Origin of the sequence: Candidatus Micropelagos thuwalensis, from assembly GCF_000469155.1 — a bacterium.
GTDB classification, from domain to species: domain Bacteria; phylum Pseudomonadota; class Alphaproteobacteria; order RS24; family RS24; genus Micropelagius; species Micropelagius thuwalensis.
Map to the genome: position 1 here is coordinate 436,219 of NZ_AWXE01000001.1, position 24,126 is coordinate 460,344.

The following is a 24,126-nucleotide window of genomic DNA, read 5'->3' on the forward strand; positions in this document are numbered from 1 at the left end:
CTTTTACTCTTTTGGTTCATAATTCATGGCCGATACCTCGGCTTGAGTGGCGACTTCTCCATCAACTTTCGCAACACCACTATATTTCCATACCGCACCTCTACGGTGAATCAGGTTCACGTCAATTCTAACCTCAGAACCCGGAAAAACAGGTTTTCTGAACTTAACTTTATCAATGCCCAGGAAATAAATGACCGATGCGTTGATTTCATCTTTTCGGTGATGCGCCACAAGTGCACCCGCCGTTTGAGCAATAGCTTCAATTATCAAAACACCTGGCAAAACTGGATGTGATGGAAAATGATCAGGCACCCAGAACGCATCTTCAGTTACTTTGAATATACCTGTGCAACTATCTTCACCATTTAAATTTTCCAACGCATCTATAAGTTGAAAAGTTCCACGATGGGGCAGAAGTTCTAAAATTTCCTCACGTTCAACTCGTAATTTATTTTCTTTTTTATCACTCATAATCAAATACCACCCTATAAAAAAGGAGCCACAAGGCTCCTTTTTAAACGAGTCTTGTATATTTCACTAGCGTTTAGAGAACTGGAAGCTTCTGCGGGCTTTAGCGCGACCAAACTTCTTACGCTCGACAACCCGGCTATCACGGGTCAGGAAGCCACCTGATTTCAACACACCTCGCAGTTCGGGTTCGTAATAAGTAAGCGCCTTTGAGATACCATGGCGAACTGCACCGGCCTGGCCTGAAAGCCCTCCACCGCTAACTGTAGCGACAACATCATAGGATTCTGGACGACCAGCAGCAACCAATGGCTGACGCAAAATCATACGCAGTACAGGACGTGCGAAATATGTCTCTTCGCCTTTACCGTTTACCGTAATGCGACCCGCACCAGGCTTAATCCAAACACGCGCAATCGCATTTTTACGTTTACCAGTAGCGTAAGATCGACCCTGAGCGTCAATTTGAGGTTCCGCAGGTGTTGAAGGTGTCGTTTCAACCACATCGTCTGTAGGCTGTGATGGCGTATCAGCCTTGAGTGCCTGATCAAGATTTTCGAGAGTTGTTTCTTCGCTCATTATGACGACCTCAGATTTCTTGGAAGATTTTTATTGTTCATAGATAATACATCCAGAACTTCGGGCTTTTGAGCCTCATGCGGATGCTCTGAGCCCTGATAAATTCTTAAATTTGTGAGTTGCTGGCGCGTTAGCGGCCCACCCGGCATCATTCTTTTGACAGCCAATTCCAAAACCCTTTCAGGAAACTTACCTTCAAGAATTTTCTCAGGTGTTGTCGCCTTAATACCACCAGGATAACCGGTGTGGCGGTAGTAGGTCTTGTCGCCAGTTTTATTACCGGTGAATTTTACCTTATCGGCGTTGATAACGATGATGTTATCGCCGCAATCCATGTGAGGCGTAAAAGTAGGCAAATGCTTACCTCTCAAACGCATTGCGATAATGGAAGCCAAACGACCGACAACTAAGTTTTCGGCATCAATCAGCACCCATTTTTTTTCAATATCAGCAGGTTTTGCAGAATATGTTTTCATAAGTCAAAGTCCAATAAATTTGAATGGTACAAATTTTTTAGAGTTTCTAAGCCGTCACAGCATCGATGTCAATATATGATGTAGTAAATTTATACTTTTTTATCAACTATTTATAAATATGGTAATATATTACCTAAATCTAAGCTGTTGGAATTAAACAGTTTGAGCCGAGAATGGGGTGTACTGTAATTTATAGACATGATAAACGCTCAGTGCCAGCACAAATACGGCACCAAGCTGGTGGAGAGCACCCAAATGCATTGGAACGGCCTGCATTAAGGTGACAATCCCGAGTACAGCCTGCGCGATCACTCCGAACATCAATAATCCTGCGGTTACGCGGGTGGGCGCGTTTTGTTTAAACTGCGACCAGAAATGTATGATTACTAAAATTAATAGCAGATAAGCACCGATGCGGTGATCAAATTGGACTGTGAGATGGCTTTCGAAAAAATTATCCATGACCGGCTGCATATCTAGCAAGCCGGAAGGAATAAGAACACCATCCATGTGCGGCCAATCTGTATAGGTTTTGCCGGCATTCAACCCTGCCACCAAAGCACCAAGCAAAGATTGCATGAAAACCATGAAAATTAAAAAATATCCGAAATAAATTTGTCTCGATGGTTTTGCTATAGCCTGCGCAGGTTGCAGCAAACGTAGAGCCTGCCAGAAAACCAAGCAAAAGATAATAAGGGCAAGCCCCAAATGCATAGCGAGGCGGTATTGGCTAACATCGACGCGGTCTGTCAAACCACTTTGCACCATATACCACCCCATAAAGCCTTGAAGTCCACCAAGAAAAAATATGCCCGTCAGCGGCAAAAAATTCTTTTTGGCTATAAAACCGCGCATGAGAAAAAACATAAAAGGAATAAAGAATACAGCGCCGATAACGCGGCCAAGTTGCCGATGCCCCCACTCCCACCAGTAAATATATTTAAATTCTTCAAGACTGAAATCTTTATTGACCAACTGATATTCTGGAATGGCTTTATATTTATCGAATTCAGACATCCAGTCTGCTTGCGATAAAGGTGGTAATGCGCCCGTCACAGGCTTCCACTCAGTGATGGACAAACCAGAGTCCGTCAGTCGGGTAAGCCCGCCAACCAAAACCATGAGAATTATCAAACTGGCCACACTGAGAAGCCAGATGCCTACAGCTCGGTTTTCCTTCGTTACATGATTTTTTGAATACAACATATCCATGTAACGGATTTAAACCTGTGCTCATATCAGGGCAAGATGAAGACTTGCGACAAATTAACCAAGCCCATCATGATGTGATGAATTGTCAAAGCTCATCTGTCTGCTATATCAAAAGCAGGAGATAGATATGAGATTACCCGTCCGCTTAAGAAAATTTATTGGCATGTTGTTGTTGCTTATTGTGTTGTTTTTTTACGCCATGATTGTCATGACGATTGCAGTCAGCGGATGGATGCCTGCTAACGGCTTTATCGAATTTATGTTTTATTTGATAACCGGCCTGGCCTGGACTTTTCCTGCGGGAATTATCATCTGGTGGATGCAAAAACCTGAAAAAACTGACAGGGATGTCGCCTAATTAATTCTTTTAATCAATGCTACCGAACTGAGTAATATTCAGTACGATGATGACAGCAATAAAGATAACAATTGGTAAAATAGAAGACATAATACGCGCTCAACCTAAACATTTTTAATCTTGTTTGGGGGTAACATGCGTTGATTTCCTCGGCAAGAACATTTTATCCTTCCAACTCTTCGCGCAAGATTTCTAGTTCCAACCATTCCGCCTCGGCTTCTGCCAGACGTGTTTCAGCTTTTTCAAGTGCCATCGCGGTTTTGTTGAATAGCTCAGGGTCTTTCGTGAAAAGCGTGCTGTCGAATAAAAGTTTTTTGCTGTCGGCAATAAGCGTTTCAAGTTCGCGCATTTCACCAGGCAGTTGCTCTAAAGCATATTTTTGCTTGTAGCTTAATTTGGTAATAGCCTTATGTGTTGGTGGGGGACTTGTCGCGTTTTTGTCTAGATTTTTACCTTCGGGCAATTTATGCGCATCTTTATCACCCCCCACATCTCCGGCTTTACGCTGCACCAGCATATCACTATAACCACCGGCATATTCTACCCACTGCCCTTCGCCCTCCGAATTGATTACAGAGGTCACAGTACGATCGAGAAAATCTCTATCGTGACTTACAAGAATGACTGTACCCTGATAATCTGCAATCAGTTCTTGAAGCAAATCCAGCGTCTCAAGATCTAAATCATTTGTTGGCTCATCCATGATTAACACATTAGAAGGATGCCGGAGACCGCGCGCCAGCAAAAGACGCGCCAACTCGCCACCAGATAACACATTGGCAGGTGTCCGCATTTGAGAAGGATGGAAAAGAAAATCCTTCATATAGCCAATAACGTGCATTTTATCTTCACCAATAGTGACATAGTCCCCTGCCCCATCAGTCAGCGCATCCTTAATTGTCCAGTCGCGCTTAATACCTGCCCGTGCCTGATCCAGCACAAGCATTTGAAGGTTTTTTCCAAGACGCACATTGCCGACATCAGGTTCCAACTCACCAATCAACATATTTAGCATGGTGGTCTTACCCGCCCCATTTGCACCGACGAGACCAACTCTGTCGCCACGCTTAATTTGTGTAGAAAACTGGGAGACAATTTTTTTATCCCCGAAACTTTTGGCAATCTTATCGGCTTTCACCACAAGCTTACCAGACATATCGGCTTCGCTGACTTGCGCCTTCACATTACCTGCTGGGCCTTGATGATCCCGGCGCTGTTTTTTTAAAGCCGATAATTCAGCCAGCCGCTTTACATTACGTTTACGCCTGCCTGACACGCCATAGCGCACCCAATGCTCCTCTCGCTCAATTTTCCTGTCGAGTTTTTGAAGTCGCATAATTTCCAGTTCAATCTCCTGATCCCGCCAATCCTCAAAATGATTGAAACCTTTTTTAAGCAAGCTTGTCTTTCCTCTATCCAGCCATAATGTTGACTGAGACATATTGCTTAAGAATCTTCGGTCATGGCTAATGAGAACCAGCGCGGAGCGCAAAGACTTTAGTGCATTTTCTAACCATTCAATCGCCGGCAAATCCAAATGGTTCGTTGGCTCATCTAGCAAAAGAATATCAGGGTCAGGCGCCATGACCTTTGCCAGCGCCACGCGACGCTTTTCACCGCCCGAGAGATTTTCAAGCCCTTGATCGGAAGACAAACGCAAATCCGCCATAAGTTGAAAGGCACGTTGTTTGTCTTCATTATCCATGAGTTCTGCCAGCACATATTCGCCAATAGTCGAAGCCCCCTTAAATGTCGGGTCTTGGTCAAGATAGCTGACCATTATTCCTGGCTGGACAAATCTTTCCCCACTATCAGGCTCAACCATTCCAGCAGCAATTTTAAGAAGTGTCGATTTACCTGAGCCATTTCGCCCGACAACACAAAGTCTCTCACCCGGTGCGATAGACAAATCTGCCCCTTCAAGAAGCGGCGTCACACCAAAAGTCAGGTTTACATCCTGAAGATATAAAATAGGTGGGCTGGACATCACGATTTCTCAATTATGCTCGAACATTATGAATGGGCTTCATATCACGTCCTGCCACTCCATCCAATGCAACACAGATACCACAATAATAAATCTGAGTTTACTGGGGTGTCTTATGATTGTGCTAGCTCTCAAAATTTGAAATTATGGTCTGTAAATGTTATGTGCCTAACACTTTAATCAAACTGAGTCTTCATCTATGACGCAAGAAACAAACCTATCGCTTGGAAATGATTTCCCGGATGCTGATAAAAAAGACTGGTTAGAAGCTGTTGAGAAAGCTCTAAGAGGGGCCGCCTATGAGACATTGCAGACTCGCCATAATGGATTGAGCAGGGAACCGCTTTATACAAATGAGACAGTTAACTTATCTCAAGCCGCTCATGGAATGCCGGGTCAAGCGCCCTTTCTTCGGGGCAGTAAATCGCTTTCAAACTCTTTCCTGCCTTGGCATATCGCATCGCGTTTTACCCTAGGGCGTAAAGGTAATGATAATAAAGATGTACTCACTGACCTAGAAGGCGGCGTGAGTGCGTTGCTATTGGATTGTCGTTTTGACACAGTAACACCCACCCAACTTGATAAGCTGCTTGAGGGTGTTGATATCAATATTGCACCGTTATTTTTGCGCGCAGATGATAATGCGATTAATCTTGCTACTCATCTCGCTAGCAAAATAGGCAATTATAAAGCTATCTTTCTTGATCTTGATCCGTTGGGCTATGCCGCCGCATCGGGTTTAAAAATTGATGATGATGTCGATACCATCTTCCCCGGAATGTTAGGGCTTGTTGAGCAAACTCAATCATCCCCGAATATCCGGCTTATGACTGCAAGCGGACTGACATATCATAATGCAGGCGCAGATGCGATAACTGAGCTTGCCGCTATTATCGCAACGGCAACCTTCTACATGCGTTATCTAGAACAATCAGGTCTTGATATTGCTGATATAATCAACCGCCTGACACTTACGGTCAGCGCTGATACAGATTTTTTTGGTTCTATCGCCAAGCTACGCGCTCTACGTCTCCTCTGGGGGAATATTTGCGCGGCACTAAAGCAAGATAAAATTGTCACGCCATATATTCACGCCGAAGGCTCTGAGAGATATTTCTCTCTTGCCGACCCGTGGGTGAATATGTTGCGCGCAACCATGTCCACACTTGCCGCCGGTATTGGGGGAGCAGACGTTGTAACCGCACTGCCCTGCACATCTATCGCCGAAAGCGATAATCTGCTCACGCGGCGTGTAGCCAGAAACACTCAAGTAATTTTGCAAGAGGAAAGTCATATCGGGCAAGTTATGGATCCTGCTGGTGGCTCATGGTATGTGGAAACACTATCTGAAGCCCTCGCCTCAAAAAGCTGGTCACTTTTTCAGAGCATCGAAAAAGCAGGCGGCATTGCCTCCCCTGAAGGTATGAAAATAGTCACCACTAATATTGAAGAAAACCGCATTACTGAAAATAAAGATATAGCAAAACGTAAAATGCCCGTTCTGGGTGCAGGTGATTTCGCCAATTTGGAGGAAGCTTTGCTTAAGCCGCGCCCAGTATATGGTAGCGGTGCTTTACAAGAAACGCGACCTGCTGAAGCCTTTGAAAAATTGCGCTTTGCGGCAGAAAACCAAAAACCTAAAATATATCTGGCCGTTCTTGGGGAAACGGCTGAGTTCACCGCCAGATCAAATTTTGCCACAAATTTATTTGCCGCTGGTGGGATTGAGAGCCATCTTGGCTGTGGTGGCAATGACCTCAATGCGATTATTGATGACTTTACAGCAAGTGGGTTTTCTGTCGCCGTTATTTGCGGCACGGATGCAGCTTATGAGAACCATGCGGAAACATTGGCACAAGGCCTTGCTGAGGCCGGTTGCGCACATGTATGGTTGGCTGGAAAATATGAGTCGGACGCAATTAATGGAAATATTTTTATGGGCTGTGACACCATTTCGGTTTTACAATTGACACTAAGCCTATCAGGGGTTGCCTATGATGAGGTTCAGTCATGAGTCAATTACCCGATTTCAGTAACATCGCCTTTAACGCGAGTTCATCTATTTCGCCAGATAGCCAGAAACAAAATTGGCAAGACGTCATCAATCAAAATAATGACCGAAAATCTCGTGAAACACCTGAAGGCTTATCTCTTAAAAGATTATACACCGAAGATGACACCAAGGATTTGCCTCATCTGGATGGCTATCCGGGTATCCCGCCATATATTCGCGGCCCTTATGCAACCATGTATGTAAACAAACCTTGGACGGTCAGGCAATATGCGGGCTTCTCTACAGCAGAGGCATCAAACGCCTTTTACCGCCGCAATCTAAAAGCAGGACAAAAAGGCCTCTCAGTGGCTTTCGACCTCGCAACACATAGAGGCTATGACAGCGACCACCCGCGTGTCGCCGGTGATGTTGGTATGGCAGGTGTCGCGATTGACTCGATTTATGACATGCGCATGTTGTTTGACGGTATTCCCTTAGATGAGATGAGCGTTTCCATGACCATGAATGGCGCAGTGTTGCCAATAATGGCGCTTTATATCATAGCAGCCGAAGAACAAGGCGTTGGGCCAGAGAAACTTGCCGGGACAATTCAGAACGACATCCTTAAAGAGTTCATGGTTCGCAATACATATATTTATCCGCCACGACCTTCGATGCGGATAATCTCGGATATTTTTGCCTACACCTCCGCCCATATGCCGAAATTCAATTCAATTTCAATATCTGGGTATCACATGCAAGAAGCTGGAGCGACAGCGGATCTTGAACTTGCCTATACGCTTGCAGACGGGGTTGAGTATGTTCGTGCAGGAATGGATGCCGGGCTGGATATTGATGTATTTGCCCCCCGTATGTCTTTCTTCTGGGCCATTGGCATGGATTTCTTTATGGAAATTGCCAAAATGCGCGCAGGTCGTCTTTTATGGGCACAACTCATGCAGGGTCTTGGCGCGAAAAACCCAAAATCTCTGGCTCTTAGAACCCATTGCCAAACCTCCGGTTGGAGCCTCACGGCGCAAGATATTTACAATAATATCACGCGCACTTGTGTGGAGGCCATGGCGGCCACTCAAGGCCATACCCAATCGCTTCACACCAACAGTTTTGATGAAGCTCTCGCTTTACCGACTGATTTTTCTGCTCGGATTGCCAGAAACACCCAACTACTTTTACAAATGGAAAGCCTAACAACCAATGTAATTGACCCTTGGGGCGGCAGTTATTTTGTTGAACGACTGACCCATGACCTTGCGGCGAAAGCGCTGGAACACATTAAAGAAGTTGAAGGCTCCGGCGGGATGACTAAAGCGATTGAGCAAGGTCTCCCCAAAATGCGGATTGAAGAAGCGGCAGCCCATACACAAGCGCGCATTGACAGTGGTAAACAGACCGTCGTCGGGGTGAATAAATTCCGTCTTGATCAGGAAGATGATATTGATGTTCTAAAAGTTGATAACAGCGCTGTCCGCAAATCTCAGATTGAGCGTCTTCAAAAACTCAAAAATGAGCGCAATAATGAAGCTGTTACACAATCTTTGGAAGCCCTTACACACGCCGCAAGTTCTGGCGAAGGCAACTTGTTGGGGCTTGCTGTTGATGCAGCGCGTGCCAAGGCGACAGTTGGTGAGATTTCCGATGCCATGGAAAAAGCTTTTACCCGCCATGAGGCAAAACCAAATGTCATCTCAGGCGTCTATGCCAACGACTTTGGCAATGATAGCAAGGCTATTGTGGAAGTACGCGATATGGTTTCACGTTTTGCTGATAGACAAGGCTGTAAGCCTAAGATATATATAGCAAAAATAGGCCAGGACGGTCATGACCGAGGGCAGAAAGTTGTAGCTACGGCCTTTGCAGACTTGGGATTTGATGTGATTGTCGGCCCGCTTTTCCAAACACCGGCTGAAGCAGCCGAAGATGCTATTGAAGGCGGTGCACATGCCATAGGCGTGAGTTCCCTTGCTGCCGGTCATCTAACTTTAGTACCTGAATTGCGAGAAGAACTGAATTCACGAGACAGGCAAGATATTATGGTGATTGTCGGCGGTGTTATCCCGCCGCAAGATTTCAATGCGTTGTACAAGGCTGGCGCGAAAGCGATATTCCCGCCCGGTTCGGTTATTCCCGATGCGGCAAAAACATTGCTGACGGAACTATCTGCTCACCTTGGGCATAATGAACGTCCTTAAGTTAGGTCAATCACCTAACCTCTTTCGCGCATCAGACCTTCTTGACTGGCCGAGGCAACGAGCTTCCCGTCGCGTGTATAAATCGAAGCAAAATTCAATCCCCTACCCGCACCTGTCACCGGCGAATGCTGAGAGAACAGCAACCAATCATCAATTTTGTAAGGATGATAAAACCATAAAGCATGATCAAGGCTAGCCGTTTGAAGATCAGTGTTCATGTAATCTTTGCCATGAACGCGCAGGCCACTATCAAGCAATGTCAAGTCAGACATATAGGTCAGCACGAGCCGTTGGTGGTCCAGATCATCCGGTATAGTGTCATCAGTTAACCGAATCCAAACATTATTCAGCGTATCAATCGGCTTTGGATTAAGATAATCCATTGGCGTGACCGGACGAACCTCATAGGCACGCTTGCGCAAAATATTCTCACGAAACTCTTCTGGAATCTTATCAATAATATCTGATTGTAATTCCTGAAGTGATTTTAAGGTTTCAGGCGCAGGAACATCCGGCATTTCTTCGGCATGCTCCAATCCCGTTTCTTCAACTTGAAATGACAGCGCCATATTAAGAATTTGCTTACCGTTTTGAATAGCTGTCACTCTCCGACTTGAGAAGCTTCTCCCGTCACGAGCAATATCAACATCATAAATAATTGGCTTTGACCGATCACCCGGACGAAGGAAATAAGCATGCAAAGAATGACATGGTCTGTTTTCAACCGTATGGGAAGCAGCAGAAAGGCCTTGCGCAATGACCTGGCCGCCATAAACACGACCAGTGCCGCCTTGCGGGGTAAATCCGCGGAAAATCAAATCATCAATTTGTTCAATTTCGAGAATGCTTTTTAAACTGACAGTCCCCATTTTATTCTTTCTTTAATTTGGTGATTTAGCAGGTGTTAAAGTGACGCTTTCTCCACAACCGCATGCATCGGTCTGATTTGGATTATTAAAGACAAAACCTGAAGAAAGTTTTTCCGTCTCGAAATCCATTTCTGTGCCTATCAAGAACAGAACCGCTTTAAGGTCTACCAGCACAGTAACACCCTTATCCTCGACCACTTCATCTTGAGGCAGGATTTCAGTGGCATATTCCATAGTGTATTCCATACCCGCACAGCCAGCATTTTTTAGACCAAGGCGCACACCCAGATAATTTTCGTCGGATTGCGCCATAATATGCTTTACGCGGTCAGCCGCAGCGTCTGTCAGGGTAATTGTTTTTGGTAATTGAAAAGTCTGGTTCATTCTCTACCCCTAAACCTAAAACATATTTAGTGCAACTCTGGCCTCGTCAGTCATACGACTGGGATCCCATGGTGGCTCAAAAACCATATTTACCTTCACATCACCAATACCATCAAGGGCGCTTACAGCGTCCTGCACCCAAACCGGCATATGTTCGGCAACCGGACATCCAGGCGCTGTAAGGGTCATATCAATATTCACATCTCTGTCGTCCGTAACTTCAACGCGATAAATCAGGCCAAGCTCATAAATATCGACAGGAATTTCAGGATCATAGACACTTTTCAAAGCACCGACGATTTCATCTGTCAGGGCTTGCATTTCCGGAGACATTTCAGGTGCAGCAATTTCATCATTGTTTTCAACTGGTATATCAGCATCAGAGGATGCCTTTGAAGCATGTGCCTCAGTTGACGTGTCAATAACCGGCATGTCCTTATTTGGTGTGCTTTCAGACATTATTTCACCCGAAAAAACTTACAGCTTTGTGAATTGACTCGACAAGTGAGTCAATTTCATCGCGTGTATTATACATTGCAAAAGAGGCGCGCGCAGTAGCAGTTACGCCAAATCGTTTCATGAGCGGCTGCGCACAGTGGTGTCCGGCGCGCACAGCTACCCCAGATCGGTCAATCACTGTTGCCAGATCATGCGGATGAATATCTTTAATAGTGAAAGAAATAACACTGCCCTTTTCAGGCGCTGTGCCCATAATCGACAGATTATTTATGTCTGTCATTTTACGAGTTGCGTATTCCAAAAGGTCATTTTCGTGAGCAGCAATTTCTTTGCGACCATAACTTTCAATATAACGAATGGCTGCGCCCAGACCGATGACCTCTAAAATAGGTGGCGTACCGGCTTCAAATTTATGAGGCAAGTCACCATAAGTCACATTATCAAGTGTGACCTCACGTATCATTTCCCCGCCCCCACGATAGGGACGCATTCTATTTAGATAGTCAGCCTTGCCGTATAAAGCCCCAATACCAGACGGGCCATAAAGCTTATGACCGGATAAAACATAAAAATCACAATCAAGGTCTTGAACATCTGTTTCAAGATGCACGGCCCCCTGACAACCATCCACCAAAACCGGAGCGCCGTGTTCATGTGCCAAGCGGATAATCTCCTTCATTGGCGTGATTGTTCCTAAAGCATTAGACATTTGTGTCAGAGCAACAAATTTAGTTTTTGGCCCAAGGAGGTTTTTGTAATCCTCCATATCAAAAGCCCCATCATCATGAACACGCACCCACTTGATAACCGCACCTTTGTGTTCGCGTAAATAGTGCCAAGGGACAATATTCGAATGATGCTCCATTTCGGAGAGAATAATCTCGTCCCCTTCACCAATATGATCAGCACCGTAACATTGAGCAACGAGGTTTAAAGCATCAGTAGCCCCGCCGGTAAAAATTACTTCTTCAAGAGATGATGCATTCAAAAAGCGGCGCACATCTTCGCGTGCCACTTCAAAATCATCTGTGGCTTTATTCGAAAGATAGTGGAGTCCCCTATGCACATTCGCATAGCCAGAGGTCATGGCCTCATTCATAGCATTCATTACCTGAAGAGGTTTTTGTGCCGAGGCCGCATTATCAAGATAAATAAGCGGCTTGCCATAAACCTCCATAGATAGGATAGGAAAATCAGCCCGGATTTTTTGAACATCAAAAGCCGTATTCATTGTCATTACTTCAGCTTTCTGCATCTTACGCACTCTTCTTTAAAAATGTTGCAACACGCTTTGAAAGTTGCTCCTGCAAGATTGACCCTGCTGCAAAATCATCTAGACGTCCCAAAATTTCAGAAACAAACCCTTCAACCAACATAATTCGTGCGGCTTCCTCGCTGATGCCGCGACTGCGGAGAAAAAAGAGTGCTTCATGGTCAATCTCACCAATTGCCGAGCCATGTGCACAAGCAACATCATCGGCGTAAATCTCAAGCTCAGGTTTCACATTCATCATCGCATCTGCAGATAGCATCAACGCATCCGATTTTTGCGTGGCCTCAACGCGCTGTGCATCTTCATGAACAATCACCTTGCCTTGAAAAATGCCGCATGCTTCATCATCCAAAATGGTTCTGGCAACCGTTTCGCTCGTCGTATCGGGGCTAAGATGGTTTAAGCGTGTCGTTACATCAATATGTTGATTGCCACTCGAAAGCAGTGCCGTCGCGAGACCAGCATGACTTCCAGCCGCATTAAATGTTAACCGTGTCTCAAGACGCCCCAGGCCGCCCGACAAACTAACAGCTACGTTATGATATTGCGCCCGCGCATCCAGAGACACTCTATTCAACAATAAGGAAACTTGTGTGTCCTCAGCTTCATGCACTTTTAAATGCCGTAAAACACTGTCTTCCTCTTGATAGACATCGCTTACAAGCTGTGTATGCCCCCAGCCGCTATGAATTTCCAGAAGCGTGAGGCTCGCCCCACCCGCAAGGCGAAGGACGATACGAACAAAAGCGGCTTCTTCTGCGGCAGTATTGTGAAAATGGATTTCCAATGGCTCTTCAATTGTGCTGGTTACATCAATCACAATGCCTGTTTCAAGGTGCGCGAGATTAGCATAAAGCAGTGGGTCAGTGATATCCTCATCTGATTGCTGGACAAGCTCAGGGTGATCCATGAGCGCACTAATTTCTAAACCATCCGGAAGACCCTCGACCTCTGCCAACAGTCCATTGATAAAATTCAACTGATAAGCTTCATCAATATCGCGGGTGAGGTTTTCGATAAGGACATCTTCGGAGAGTTCCAGCAACTGATTTTGAAAAGTCTCCGGCAAACGGGCAGAGAGATCGGTATAGTGCCAATCCTCATTTCTTTTGTTCGGCCAGCCATGTGTCGCGAATACCTGTTTCGCTTCTTGCTGCATGTGATTGAAACTGGTCATGACGTACGTGCTTCCATCTAGGCCACCACTTCGCCAACATAATCTGCGTAACCAGATTTTTCGAGTTCCAGAGCCAATTCAGGCGATCCAGTTTTAACAATCTGACCACCAGCCAGAATATGTACAATGTCTGGTTTGATGTAATCCAGTAGACGCTGATAATGCGTAATGACAAGCATACCACGCTGGGCATCTCGTAGCGCATTGACACCCTCAGCTACAGTTTTCAGAGCATCAATATCTAGACCGCTATCAGTCTCATCCAATATCGCCATGGTCGGTTCTAGCACTGACATTTGCAGAATTTCATTCCGCTTTTTCTCTCCGCCGGAAAAACCAACATTGAGGGGCCGTTTCAGCATGTCATCATCAAGGCGCAACGCTTTCGCTTTATCGCGGACAAAGCGCAGGAAGCTCGCCGCATCCATTTCCTCTTCGCCACGTCCGCGCCGCACAGCATTCACAGAGGTTTTGAGGAAAGTCATATTTGTAACGCCAGGAATTTCAAGTGGATATTGAAAAGCGAGAAATAGCCCCGCAATAGCTCTGTCTTCAGGGTTCATATCTTTAAGACTGACGCCGTTCAGCAGAATATCACCCTCGGTAATTTCATAACCATCTCGCCCTGCGAGCACATATGAAAGTGTGGACTTTCCAGATCCGTTGGGCCCCATAATGGCGTGCACTTCACCAGCAGAAACACTCAAACTCAAACCTTTGAGAATTTCCGTATCGGCAACAGAAACATGAAGATTTTTAATTTCAAGCAAAGCACTCATCCTACGCTTCCTTCTAGTGATATGCCGACTAGCTTTTGCGCTTCCACAGCAAACTCCATAGGCAGGTGTTGCAAAACGTCTTTACAAAAACCGTTCACGATGAGAGAAACCGCTTCCTCAGCATCCAGACCTCTTTGCTGACAATAGAATAATTGGTCATCACTGATTTTAGATGTCGTAGCCTCATGCTCCAAAATAGCTGTAGGGTTTTTTGTTTCAATGTAAGGCACAGTATGCGCCGAACATGTATCACCAATAAGCAGACTGTCGCATTGGGTAAAATTACGCGCCTTATCAGCTTTGCGGTGCACACTCACCTGCCCTCGATAAGCATTGGAAGATTTACCTGCTGAAATACCTTTAGATATAATGCGGCTCGAGGTGTTTTTACCGAGATGTATCATCTTCGTCCCACTGTCTATTTGCTGGTAATTATTCCCAATGGCAATGGAGTAGAACTCGCCGACTGTATTATCGCCGCGCAAAATACATGATGGGTATTTCCATGTGACCGCCGATCCTGTCTCAACCTGTGTCCAGGAAATCTTGGCGTTATTCTCTCTGCAGTCGCCTCGTTTGGTGACAAAATTATAAATACCGCCACGCCCTTCTTCATCACCGGGATACCAATTTTGAACCGTGGAATATTTTATCTCAGCATCTTCTAGCGCGACAAGCTCAACAACTGCCGCATGGAGTTGGTTCTCATCCCGCATCGGTGCAGTACAGCCCTCAAGATAGCTGACATAGGACCCCTTATCAGCAATCAGGAGCGTACGCTCAAACTGCCCCGTATTTGGTTCATTAATTCGGAAATAAGTTGAAAGCTCCATAGGACAGCGGGTGTTTGGCGGAATGTAAACAAATGACCCGTCAGAAAAAACAGCCGAGTTAAGAGCCGTAAAGTAATTATCGGATTTTGGCACCACTGTACCGAGATATTTTTTGACCAATTCAGGGTGCTCTTTAACAGCTTCAGAGAATGAACAAAAAATCACCCCAGCACTGGCAAGTTCTTCTCTGAATGTCGTCGCAACAGATACGCTGTCAAATACAGCATCAACAGCAACCCTGTTTTTCACACCGGCAAGAACTTCTTGTTCAGATAACGGAATACCCAACTTCTCATATGTTCGAAGCAATTCGGGGTCTACATCATCTAAAGTTTCGGGGCGGTCATCCATGCTTTTGGGCGCGGAATAGTAATATAAGTCCTGATAGTCAATCTGAGGGTAATCCACCATTGCCCATTCGGGTTCACTCATGGTCAACCAACGTTCGAAAGCGTCAAGACGCCACTCCAGCAACCATTCTGGCTCTTCCTTTTTAGCCGATATAAATCTGATAATATCTTCATTCAGACCCTTAGGTGCCTTCTCACTGTCAATGTCAGAAGAGAAGCCATATTTATACTTCTCACCTGCAAGGCTTTGAACCTGCTCGACGGTTTCTTTTTCAATATTTTCTTTTGCCTGACTCATTAAGCTATATCCGATTTGCTGACTGAAGTTTGGGCTGAGAAATGTCAACATGACTTTTCAAAGCTGAAATTAACTGGTGGATATCCGATACGGTATTGGTATGCCCTAAACTGATACGAATTGTACCCTCTAATAGATTGTGACTCACACCCATAGCTTCAAGAACATGACTCCGCGTCACCTTGCCGCTGGAACAGGCCGCTCCTGAACTCACCGCAATGCCAGCAAGATCCAGAGACATGACCATTGTTTCGGCGCGCATATCAGGTAGAGCAAAACAACTAGTGTTAGAAAGGCGATGCGTGTTTTCGGCAAAAATAGATATCTCAGGGAAACTATCGGCAAGCTGACTTTCTAAATCATCACGCAGTGTCGACAAGTTCGAATAAGACGAAAGTCCCTGCATAGCCAGACGCGCAGCTAGACCAAAGCCGACACAACCGGCAAGATTTTCTGTTCCAGCTCGACGGCGTAATTCCTGACCACCACCCCTAAGAAGTGGTTTCAGCACGATACCGTCACGCACCACTAATGCACCGACACCCGCAGCACCGCCTATTTTATGCGCTGAGAGGCTTAGAATATCAATATTCATGTCTTCCATAGAAAGCGGTATTTTACCTGCCGCTTGTATCGCGTCACAAAAAAACAAACTGCCGTGAGACCGAACCATTGCGCCTATTTCTGCTATCGGCTGTATCACGCCTGTTTCATTATTTGCCGCCATAACAACAACTAATGCTGGTGATGGGTCTTCAAGAGCTGTCGAAAGTGCTTTTAAATCCACAACCCCCTGCTCTGACACAGGTAGATGCGTTACAGAGATATCTTCATTTTCAGTTAAATCATCAAGCGGGGCTAAAACAGCCGCGTGTTCAATAGAAGACACAAGGATACGACGAATAACACCCTTCGGCGCCTTTCTTGTCTGTAGCGCCAGATTACATGCCTCCGTTCCGCCGCCTGTGAATATTACACCGCCGGTTTCGCCATCAACGAAGGTTGCAATATTTTCCCGCGCAATCTCAAGAAACTGCCTGGCTTTTCTCCCTTCGGCATGGACAGAGGAAGCGTTACCGCCAATTTGTAAAACTTCGGACATAGTATCCAGTACTTCCGGCCTAATCGGGACTGTCGCATTATGGTCAAGATAAACGCGCTGGGTCATGACAAATGCGCCGATACTTGTGCAGAACTATTAGATCGCTTGCCTGTATTTCCAGAAATAACATCATTCAAAGAGACGCTGTTAAGAAACCCATCAATCTGGCTGGTCAAATCCGCCCATAAATCATGCGTTAGACACTTTGCATGACCCTTCAAGCACCCATCGGATGCCTGACACCGTGTGATATCAACGACTTCTTCAACACTTGAGATAATATCACCTATCCAGATATCTTCCGGTGGGCGAGACAGGCGAAATCCACCATGCGCACCTCTGACACTTTCAACAAGACCGAACTTCCGCAAATCCTGAAATATTTGTTCAAGAAAAGGCAAAGATATTTGCTGGCGTTCTGAAACCGACGTCAATGCAACGGGCTTTGAAAGTGCAGACTCACCACGCGCTTTATTGGCGTAATAATGCTGGGCAAGGTCAGTCATGGCCATAACAGCATATCTTCCGCGCGTGGATAATTTCATAACCCTATGTTCCTACAAATAAAATATTAAAAAGCTTGATTTTAAGGTGCTGGTTTGTGTTAAACACATTTTTGAGATTTATATAGTAATCCTTACTGGATTAGTCAAGTTTAGGCCATTCAATTTTTCACTCTTAAAACGGATCCTGTAAATGCCAGAAATTATCTTTAACGGCCCTGAAGGACGCCTCGAAGGTCGGTATGTTCAAAAACCGACCGAGGGGAAACCGATGGCAATGATACTCCATCCCCTTCCCCAACTCGGCGGTAATATGAATAACCCTGTTACGTATCAGCTTTATCAGACTTTTTTAAACCGAGGATTCACGGTTTTAAGGTTCAACTTTCGAGGTGTTGGGAAAAGTCAGGGAACTTTCGACCACGGCGTTGGTGAATTATCCGATGCTGCTTCCGCGCTGGATTGGCTTCAAAGCTTTAACCCAGATGCTAAACAATGTTGGCTCGCCGGATATTCTTTTGGCGCATGGATTGGCATGCAACTATTGATGCGCCGCCCTGAAATTAACGGCTTTATATCCATCTCTCCTCCAGCCAATCTTCATGATTTTAGTTTTCTTGCTCCTTGCCCGTCTTCTGGACTGGTTGTCCATGGTGACGAGGACAAAATCGTCGACACAGATAGTGTTGGGAAAATGGTAGAACGCCTACAATCCCAAAAGGGAATTGAAATCACCTATAAAAATATTGCTGGCGCTAATCATTTTTATAACGACCATATGGACGTGCTCGACAAGACAGTAAATGACTATCTTGATGAGCGACTTGCCGTTCCTGAGAGTCCGTCGATAGAGGTAATTTCTCCCCCTGAAGAAGATGCGTCTCGAGACGAATAGTAAACGCCACCGCCTGTGGGCTGATTGCATCCTGTTGTTTCCGGTAAAGTTAAGGGCAAACCGTAACGTGACCTGATAGCAAGCCACGCAAAGGCCTGCGCCTCTAACTCGTCCCCCGGCCAACCTGCAGCTTCAGCCGTCATCACTTTTCCTTTCAATACGCGCGAGAGATAATTCATCATAAAATCATTATGACGCGCCCCGCCGCATATAATCCATGTCATGGGAGGTGTTTCCAGCAAGCCCTCGGCCTTTAAAATTGAATTCACTGTAAAAGCTGTCAGAGTAGCCGCACCGTCTTCCACCGATAAATCCTCAAGACCCGCTGTTGTGAAGCCCTGCCGGTCTAAAGATTTGGGCGCGGCTTTGTCAAAATAGGGATGGCTCATCCAAACCGATAATAGCGCATCATTAATCACACCCTTACGTGCCATCGCACCCTGTTCATCTAGCGGTCGTCCGGTTTTCAACATCATCCAGTCATCAAGCAACGCATTACCAGGCCCCGTATCAAAAGCAAGAATAGTTTTGTTATTGATAAAAGTAACATTGCCGACCCCTCCAAGATTTAAAATAGCAACATTGTCTTTTCCCAAAAGTTTGGTGCATAACGCCTCATGATATAACGGCGCTAACGGTGCGCCCTGTCCGCCAGCTCGCATATCTGCCAAGCGAAAATCACCAATGACATCAATACCCGTCAATCGGGCCAATGCTCGCCCGTCACCAATTTGGCAAGTATATTTCTCCTCAGGTCGGTGAAGAATGGTCTGACCGTGAAAGCCAAGCAAATCAATATCCCGCGCTTTAAGTTCGTGTTCTTTTAAAAATGTTTTAACGGCATAGGCATGTTTTTGTGTCACCAGCCCAGCGGCCTCAGCAAAAACACCAGTTAGAGGAACGGGTCCGTCACATGTTCGCGCTTTTTGCATGGCGTTATCGAGAAGACCGCGCTCCGCCATTGTATAAGCCACACTCCCGGAGGGTCCGAAACTAATATTTTCCCCGCCATTGCTTTCAATAACTGCCAAATCAATCGCATCCATTGATGTACCACTCATAAGCCCAATAGCCGTTAGTGGTTTCATCTCGTTATCTGGTTTTTTTGCGGTTATATTGTTAACCATGTAGTTTCCGTTCTTGACCAATAAGCTTGCTTGTCTTACCCATTCACATCATGACAGAATTTAAATCAAATTTCCTTAACCTAATGTCGTCTCGCGGATATATTCACCAATGTTCCGACGAAGCGGGGCTAGACGCTGCCGCAAGCGATGGCATTGTCACGGCATATATCGGTTACGATTGCACCGCGAAAAGTTTGCATGTCGGGAATTTGATTTCAATCATGATGCTCCGCAAACTCCAGCAAGCTGGAGGCAAACCGATTGTTCTTATGGGCGGCGGAACAACGAAAGTTGGTGATCCTTCCGGCAAGGATGAAAGCCGACAATTACTGACAGAAGAGGATATTGCAGCCAATAAAAAATCCATTCAGAAAGTTTTTGAGAAATTTTTGACATTTGGAGATGGCCCGACAGACGCCATCATGCTTGATAATGATGTTTGGCTTTCCGAATTTAATTATATTTCCTTTCTGCGTGATTACGGGCGGCATTTTTCAGTTAACAGAATGCTGAGTTTTGACTCTGTTAAACTCCGGCTTGATCGCGAACAGCCACTTTCTTTTCTCGAATTTAATTACATGATTTTACAGGCCTATGATTTCCTGGAACTCTACCGCCGTCACGGCTGCACATTGCAAATGGGAGGTTCAGATCAATGGGGCAATATAATTAATGGTATTGAACTTGGACGCCGGACGGATCAGGCACAACTTTATGCCCTGACAACTGAACTCCTCACAACATCATCCGGCGCAAAAATGGGTAAAACAGCGCAAGGTGCTGTCTGGCTTGATGCCGAGATGCTCAGCGCATGGGAATACTGGCAATTCTGGCGAAATACTGAGGACTCAGATGTTGGACGGTTTTTAAGATTATTTACTGAATGCCCTCTTGAAGAAATTTCTCGGCTTGAACAACTCGAAGGTGCCGAATTAAACGAGGCCAAAAAAATTCTCGCAACGCAAGCCACAGCTTTGGTGCATGGGGAAGAGGCAGCCGCCGACTGTCTTAAAACAGCTACCGAAACTTTTGAGTCCGGCGGCACAAGCCAGAACCTGCCAAGGATTGACGTGCCTGCTGAAAGTTTAAAAACCGGCATAGGTATTCTTGAAGCTTTTGTGATAGCGGGTCTTGCAAACTCTAACAGTGAAGCCCGTCGACTGGTACAAGGCGGCGGAGCAAAGCTAAACGATGCCACTGTAAGTGATATAAAGCTTCAAATCTCATCTGAGGATGCTGTTCATGACGGCACTATTAAACTGTCTTCAGGTAAGAAAAAACATGTGCTGTTAAAGCCAGTTTAGGTTTTAGCGTGTCGACCTGACGGAAACGATTTCCTTCAACACTTCCGGCACAAGAATGGATAATGGATTAACTTCTACTTTCAGATTAGACAGAGGACCTTTCAGGTCATAGTTGATACCTACAACCCCCTCGCGTCCACCGGTTAATACTTGTCCAACTACTGGCAAATTACCAACAATAGAATTCAAGGAATAAGCTGGATAAATATTCCCTCCCAGATTGGCTCGTGCATTACGAAGATTTATACTTCCATCTAATTTCAGCCCCATAGATGGTCCATTGGCTTTCAGGCGTACGAATTTAAATTCTTCTGGTGTAATACGGTATCGCATTTCTGCTCCGTCAAAACGAAGCCCTTCGCCGGTAAGAATATCAGCAATTCCTTGGAATGAAGAAAGTGACAAGATACGCCCCAGCACTGGCAAATCTCTCATGCTAAAGTCCACCAGATAGGCATAGCCTTCGGCGAGTGTTTTATTTTTATCCAGTTCTCCAATGTCATCTGAAGGGGTGTCAGGAATTGTGCCATTTAGGCTCATATATCCGCCTTCCATGCCTTCAATAAAACCGAAACCCTTAAAGAAATATTCTGCCCTAGGGACTTCAAGAGACACATGGCGATTGCGGTTTTCGTCTCTGAAGAGGACGTAACTTAGGCGATGTTTTTCAGTGAAGGAGCCATTCAGGACAATTTTTTCAAAAAGATTATCTTGTCGCTCAACAACCCCAGAAACCCCCTTGAGCACAACACCATTATTCATGTGCAGATTGTCAACATCCAACTTGATTGACAGGTTTTCGCCCAGCCTATTAACCCAGTCAAAAGGCGATTGACCTTTTTTTTCACTAGACAAAACTCCATCCGGCAGGCCGAAATCAATCGGTTTCGTCAACGCAGAAATATCAAAATCTTTACCTTGAAGCGAAATTTCATAACGATCTTCATTTTCACCAAATGATAGTGAAAAATTATATTTATCCTTTATCACGAAGGGAGATATTTTTAGGTCGGTAATGTAGTCGTCATAGGTGAATTCAATCTGCGTTGAAAAATCAGCTAAATCAATGTCCAACAACGCCCCTTTGACACGGCCTTTATCACCATAGTCAGTTCGCACCTTAATCATTCCTGGCGTATTCACAGGTTTAATATGGTTAAGTGGAGAGAAACTTGCCTTCGCCTTAGACAAATCAGCAATAACTTCTAGCAAAGTAAAATTGTTTAAACTGCCCGAAAGGGTTACATCAGCCTGCACATATCCACGAATTCGTGATGATAAAAATTCCAAATTTAATGCAGCCAAATGTGTTTCAGTTACTTCAGCTGAAATATTAATTATAGTTTTTAACTTATTGTTATTAATACCTTTATTTTTCATTTTTTCAGACCATTCTACGCTGACAGGAACAGTGTTTATGCGCGCCTCACCGGTTACATAAATCTGCTCATTCGTGGCCTTAAGCTTTAAGCGATTAGCATCAAGACGATAACCAGCAACCGGCTTGGTCAATACAAAATCACTAATTTGTGCATCAACTTGCGTGCTGATGAGGTTAAATGGAAGCTCGCCTAATCGTGGAAATTGTAACCGCACCGTGCCATCAAAGTTTCCGAGAATCGTATCTGGGCTATAGGCAAATCCACGCATGAGGCGCAGAGGCTCTTGATCAATATATTTTAAAATATTTGGCGCTGAACCTTCCATCATCGCCGTCACAATCATATCGCTTTGGCGAATATGGTTTTCGGGAATAACAGCACTGCCGCCCGTGATACGAATAGGTGCATCGCCTGGTGACGGCAGAAGTGCATTTTGCACCTGCACTTCAAGACGGCTACCTTTAACAATCAGCTTACCTTCAATATCATACATTTCAGGTAGCTTTTTGTAATATCTCAATTTGGATTTTTCGATATCTATATCGACAAATAAGTCACTTTCGGACAATCGCTTACCCTTGGTGGACTTTCTAAGGCGCATAAAAGTCGTATCCATAGTCATGGTGCCACGTTTCATCACGCCGCCATGAACATTCCGGAAAAACCACCCCCGTGTCCGTTTTAATAAGTTGTTTGGCCAAAGCTTTTTAAAACTCTCTATGGGTAAGTTATCAAGGTGTCCGGTAAAAATAATCGGTAAATCCAATTGATCGTAAAATATTTCAGCACTGGCACCTAATACACCACCACCACTTGAAAATTTGACTTCAGTAATATCAAGACGCGCTTCAGGTAAATTTACTTCAAAACTCAACGTCAAATCATCCGGCGAAAACATGTCTCCCCCGGCATTGTCAAAAGACAAGGCAATGATGTCTGCGGATAAATTACCTGAAATAAAATCCAGCTTGTTGCGAAGAGTACGCTCAAAATTAACCTGGCCTGAAAAAGCGCCCTGATGCGGCCCAACGTCAAAATCCATTTGCGATATTTCACCGATACCCGCTTTTAAGTCGAGACCAGCTCTAAGACCAAGCTTTCTAACGGGGTGGTTTTTATCACCAATTTGCATATTCCCTTTGGCAAAATCAAACCTGACTTTTGCCAGAGATATCTCCCCCTGATTATTCGATGTAAAATCAATCTGTCCATCAATCGGCACATTCAGGCGATCCAATACAGAAGCAAAGGGAAATAATGAGCTTAATAAAACCGGACGAATATTATGAAGCTTCAGACTCCCCTGCCCTGCGGCTGAAAAGGGCTGATAAAGTTCAAAAGTTAACTGGCTTTCACCGCCAGCCTCGTTTATTGCGAGATTAATATTGGCCTGACGGATATCTGAAAGACTCTCATAAAAAACAGAGGATCCACTTGTTTCAAACTTTTCACCCGTGGCTTCATTCATTACCACCAGCCGAATATCAGGAAACTGGACACTTTTTACATAAGGCAAATCATTGCTGCTTTGAAAGTCACGTACAGATTTAATGATACTTCCAAGCTCGGGCAGAGATGTTGAGGTGTCACCCACATTTGCATTGGAAGCCACGTCTATCGACTTCATTTGAGACGGATTTTTATTTAAAATATTAAGATAAACTTTTTCCGCCTCAATTGTCTTAGGAACAAAAGTCAGGCTGCTTAAGAAGGCCTTCGTACTTAAGCTCAGATTGACTTTATACAGCTCATAACGATTGCCACTAATCATACGAATATCAGCACTGCCAGCTGTTATCATCAGACTGCTTTGATCCATGTCATAGAAAAGCGTCAGCTGTTTGAGACTCGCGGAACTTATCAAATGCGATTTTTCGATAAAATAGTTGATAACAGGTACAGAACGGTCAAGGCTCATTGGGTTGATGGACAGGCGTATCAGGAAGCCGATAACGGCAAGTAAAAGCAGCAAAACAATTAGAAAGAATGCCCTTAAAAGCTGGGAAGTCGACAGCGACAAAAAGTTATTTTTTAAATTATTAATCAATTTCAGTTCACCCAGCCCATAATGATGTCAAAGATTGATTCACACGCATATTTGACCTAAT

At 45.0% G+C, this 24,126-nt stretch carries 21 protein-coding genes; 5 read left to right on the forward strand and 16 right to left on the reverse strand.

The features are described from left to right. Nucleotides 1–3: 3 nt before the first annotated feature. The 4 genes from fabZ to RS24_RS02155 form a co-directional block, all read right to left on the reverse strand. On the reverse strand, nt 4–471 hold the full coding sequence (gene fabZ / locus RS24_RS02140; protein ID WP_021776533.1) for a 3-hydroxyacyl-ACP dehydratase FabZ: 468 nt from the start codon (nt 469–471) through the stop codon (nt 4–6). Nucleotides 472–537: 66 nt separating this feature from the next. Further along, on the reverse strand, nt 538–1,047 hold the full coding sequence (gene rpsI / locus RS24_RS02145; protein WP_021776534.1) for a 30S ribosomal protein S9: 510 nt from the start codon (nt 1,045–1,047) through the stop codon (nt 538–540). Further along, nucleotides 1,047–1,523: a 50S ribosomal protein L13 gene (gene rplM / locus RS24_RS02150; RefSeq protein ID WP_021776535.1), complete on the reverse strand. Its 477-nt coding sequence runs from the start codon at nt 1,521–1,523 to the stop codon at nt 1,047–1,049. The genes rpsI and rplM overlap by 1 nt, the downstream gene beginning before the upstream one ends. A gap of 153 nt (nt 1,524–1,676) precedes the next feature. Next, entirely contained in the window at nt 1,677–2,735 is a 1,059-nt protein-coding gene (locus RS24_RS02155) for a COX15/CtaA family protein (RefSeq protein ID WP_021776536.1), read from the reverse strand. A 127-nt stretch (nt 2,736–2,862) separates the two neighbouring features. On the opposite strand from RS24_RS02155, the gene RS24_RS02160 reads away from it, so the two are divergent. Further along, nucleotides 2,863–3,093: a DUF2842 domain-containing protein gene (locus tag RS24_RS02160; RefSeq protein WP_021776537.1), complete on the forward strand. Its 231-nt coding sequence runs from the start codon at nt 2,863–2,865 to the stop codon at nt 3,091–3,093. Between the two features lie 163 nt (nt 3,094–3,256). On the opposite strand, the gene RS24_RS02165 is transcribed toward RS24_RS02160, so the two are convergent. Continuing rightward, complete coding sequence (locus RS24_RS02165; RefSeq protein WP_021776538.1) at nt 3,257–5,080, reverse strand: ABC-F family ATP-binding cassette domain-containing protein; 1,824 nt, start codon at nt 5,078–5,080, stop codon at nt 3,257–3,259. Between the two features lie 199 nt (nt 5,081–5,279). On the opposite strand from RS24_RS02165, the gene RS24_RS02170 reads away from it, so the two are divergent. Beyond that, the gene (locus RS24_RS02170; RefSeq protein ID WP_021776539.1) at nt 5,280–7,094 is read left to right on the forward strand and encodes a methylmalonyl-CoA mutase family protein; all 1,815 of its coding nucleotides are present in this window, start codon (nt 5,280–5,282) and stop codon (nt 7,092–7,094) included. Then, nucleotides 7,091–9,283, forward strand: a complete 2,193-nt coding sequence (scpA, locus tag RS24_RS02175) for a methylmalonyl-CoA mutase (protein ID WP_021776540.1) — start codon at nt 7,091–7,093, stop codon at nt 9,281–9,283. Before RS24_RS02170 ends, scpA begins: the two co-directional genes overlap by 4 nt. 14 nt (nt 9,284–9,297) lie before the next feature. Here scpA and RS24_RS02180 read toward each other — a convergent pair whose 3' ends face one another. From RS24_RS02180 to RS24_RS02220, 9 genes are all read right to left on the reverse strand, one after another. Next, the gene (locus tag RS24_RS02180) at nt 9,298–10,152 is read right to left on the reverse strand and encodes an acyl-CoA thioesterase (protein WP_021776541.1); all 855 of its coding nucleotides are present in this window, start codon (nt 10,150–10,152) and stop codon (nt 9,298–9,300) included. Between the two features lie 12 nt (nt 10,153–10,164). Further along, nucleotides 10,165–10,536 (reverse strand): HesB/IscA family protein, encoded by a 372-nt coding sequence (locus tag RS24_RS02185; protein WP_021776542.1) that lies wholly within the window; start codon nt 10,534–10,536, stop codon nt 10,165–10,167. Between the two features lie 15 nt (nt 10,537–10,551). After that, nucleotides 10,552–10,869, reverse strand: coding sequence for an SUF system Fe-S cluster assembly protein (locus RS24_RS02190; RefSeq protein WP_239642392.1), 318 nt, complete (start codon nt 10,867–10,869; stop codon nt 10,552–10,554). Nucleotides 10,870–10,999: 130 nt separating this feature from the next. Next, nucleotides 11,000–12,250, reverse strand: a complete 1,251-nt coding sequence (locus RS24_RS02195; RefSeq protein ID WP_021776544.1) for a cysteine desulfurase — start codon at nt 12,248–12,250, stop codon at nt 11,000–11,002. A gap of 1 nt (nt 12,251) precedes the next feature. Then, a complete protein-coding gene (gene sufD, locus RS24_RS02200) occupies nt 12,252–13,445 on the reverse strand; it encodes a Fe-S cluster assembly protein SufD (protein ID WP_021776545.1) in 1,194 nt (397 codons plus the stop codon). Nucleotides 13,446–13,462: 17 nt separating this feature from the next. Next, complete coding sequence (gene sufC, locus RS24_RS02205) at nt 13,463–14,215, reverse strand: Fe-S cluster assembly ATPase SufC (RefSeq protein WP_038300580.1); 753 nt, start codon at nt 14,213–14,215, stop codon at nt 13,463–13,465. 5 nt (nt 14,216–14,220) lie between these two features. After that, on the reverse strand, nt 14,221–15,705 hold the full coding sequence (sufB, locus tag RS24_RS02210) for a Fe-S cluster assembly protein SufB (RefSeq protein WP_021776547.1): 1,485 nt from the start codon (nt 15,703–15,705) through the stop codon (nt 14,221–14,223). 4 nt (nt 15,706–15,709) lie between these two features. Beyond that, nucleotides 15,710–16,873 (reverse strand): cysteine desulfurase family protein, encoded by a 1,164-nt coding sequence (locus tag RS24_RS02215; protein ID WP_021776548.1) that lies wholly within the window; start codon nt 16,871–16,873, stop codon nt 15,710–15,712. Further along, on the reverse strand, nt 16,870–17,352 hold the full coding sequence (locus tag RS24_RS02220) for an Rrf2 family transcriptional regulator (protein ID WP_021776549.1): 483 nt from the start codon (nt 17,350–17,352) through the stop codon (nt 16,870–16,872). Before RS24_RS02220 ends, RS24_RS02215 begins: the two co-directional genes overlap by 4 nt. Nucleotides 17,353–17,503: 151 nt before the next feature. Here RS24_RS02220 and RS24_RS02225 point away from each other — a divergent pair, with 151 nt between their 5' ends. Then, complete coding sequence (locus tag RS24_RS02225) at nt 17,504–18,205, forward strand: alpha/beta hydrolase (protein ID WP_021776550.1); 702 nt, start codon at nt 17,504–17,506, stop codon at nt 18,203–18,205. On the opposite strand, the gene RS24_RS02230 is transcribed toward RS24_RS02225, so the two are convergent. Next, the gene (locus tag RS24_RS02230; protein ID WP_021776551.1) at nt 18,118–19,332 is read right to left on the reverse strand and encodes an anhydro-N-acetylmuramic acid kinase; all 1,215 of its coding nucleotides are present in this window, start codon (nt 19,330–19,332) and stop codon (nt 18,118–18,120) included. The genes RS24_RS02225 and RS24_RS02230 overlap by 88 nt on opposite strands. Before the next feature lie 50 nt (nt 19,333–19,382). Here RS24_RS02230 and tyrS point away from each other — a divergent pair, with 50 nt between their 5' ends. Beyond that, entirely contained in the window at nt 19,383–20,636 is a 1,254-nt protein-coding gene (gene tyrS / locus RS24_RS02235) for a tyrosine--tRNA ligase (RefSeq protein ID WP_021776552.1), read from the forward strand. Nucleotides 20,637–20,639: 3 nt separating this feature from the next. On the opposite strand, the gene RS24_RS02240 is transcribed toward tyrS, so the two are convergent. Then, nucleotides 20,640–24,065: a YhdP family protein gene (locus RS24_RS02240; RefSeq protein ID WP_038300438.1), complete on the reverse strand. Its 3,426-nt coding sequence runs from the start codon at nt 24,063–24,065 to the stop codon at nt 20,640–20,642. Nucleotides 24,066–24,126 lie beyond the last annotated feature (61 nt).

Excerpts from the sequence above, each read along its gene's own strand:
- RS24_RS02155 (WP_021776536.1), bottom strand. The coding sequence starts at position 2,735 with ATGGATATGTTGTATTCAAAAAATCATGTAACGAAGGAAAACCGAGCT.
- RS24_RS02230 (WP_021776551.1), bottom strand. The coding sequence starts at position 19,332 with ATGGTTAACAATATAACCGCAAAAAAACCAGATAACGAGATGAAACCA.
- RS24_RS02165 (WP_021776538.1), bottom strand. The coding sequence starts at position 5,080 with ATGTCCAGCCCACCTATTTTATATCTTCAGGATGTAAACCTGACTTTT.
- RS24_RS02185 (WP_021776542.1), bottom strand. The coding sequence starts at position 10,536 with ATGAACCAGACTTTTCAATTACCAAAAACAATTACCCTGACAGACGCT.
- scpA (WP_021776540.1), top strand. The coding sequence starts at position 7,091 with ATGAGTCAATTACCCGATTTCAGTAACATCGCCTTTAACGCGAGTTCA.
- rpsI (WP_021776534.1), bottom strand. The coding sequence starts at position 1,047 with ATGAGCGAAGAAACAACTCTCGAAAATCTTGATCAGGCACTCAAGGCT.
- RS24_RS02180 (WP_021776541.1), bottom strand. The coding sequence starts at position 10,152 with ATGGGGACTGTCAGTTTAAAAAGCATTCTCGAAATTGAACAAATTGAT.
- fabZ (WP_021776533.1), bottom strand. The coding sequence starts at position 471 with ATGAGTGATAAAAAAGAAAATAAATTACGAGTTGAACGTGAGGAAATT.
- RS24_RS02215 (WP_021776548.1), bottom strand. The coding sequence starts at position 16,873 with ATGACCCAGCGCGTTTATCTTGACCATAATGCGACAGTCCCGATTAGG.
- RS24_RS02170 (WP_021776539.1), top strand. The coding sequence starts at position 5,280 with ATGACGCAAGAAACAAACCTATCGCTTGGAAATGATTTCCCGGATGCT.
- tyrS (WP_021776552.1), top strand. The coding sequence starts at position 19,383 with ATGACAGAATTTAAATCAAATTTCCTTAACCTAATGTCGTCTCGCGGA.
- RS24_RS02220 (WP_021776549.1), bottom strand. The coding sequence starts at position 17,352 with ATGAAATTATCCACGCGCGGAAGATATGCTGTTATGGCCATGACTGAC.
- RS24_RS02195 (WP_021776544.1), bottom strand. The coding sequence starts at position 12,250 with ATGCAGAAAGCTGAAGTAATGACAATGAATACGGCTTTTGATGTTCAA.
- RS24_RS02225 (WP_021776550.1), top strand. The coding sequence starts at position 17,504 with ATGCCAGAAATTATCTTTAACGGCCCTGAAGGACGCCTCGAAGGTCGG.
- sufD (WP_021776545.1), bottom strand. The coding sequence starts at position 13,445 with ATGACCAGTTTCAATCACATGCAGCAAGAAGCGAAACAGGTATTCGCG.
- sufB (WP_021776547.1), bottom strand. The coding sequence starts at position 15,705 with ATGAGTCAGGCAAAAGAAAATATTGAAAAAGAAACCGTCGAGCAGGTT.
- RS24_RS02190 (WP_239642392.1), bottom strand. The coding sequence starts at position 10,869 with ATGTCTCCGGAAATGCAAGCCCTGACAGATGAAATCGTCGGTGCTTTG.
- RS24_RS02160 (WP_021776537.1), top strand. The coding sequence starts at position 2,863 with ATGAGATTACCCGTCCGCTTAAGAAAATTTATTGGCATGTTGTTGTTG.
- rplM (WP_021776535.1), bottom strand. The coding sequence starts at position 1,523 with ATGAAAACATATTCTGCAAAACCTGCTGATATTGAAAAAAAATGGGTG.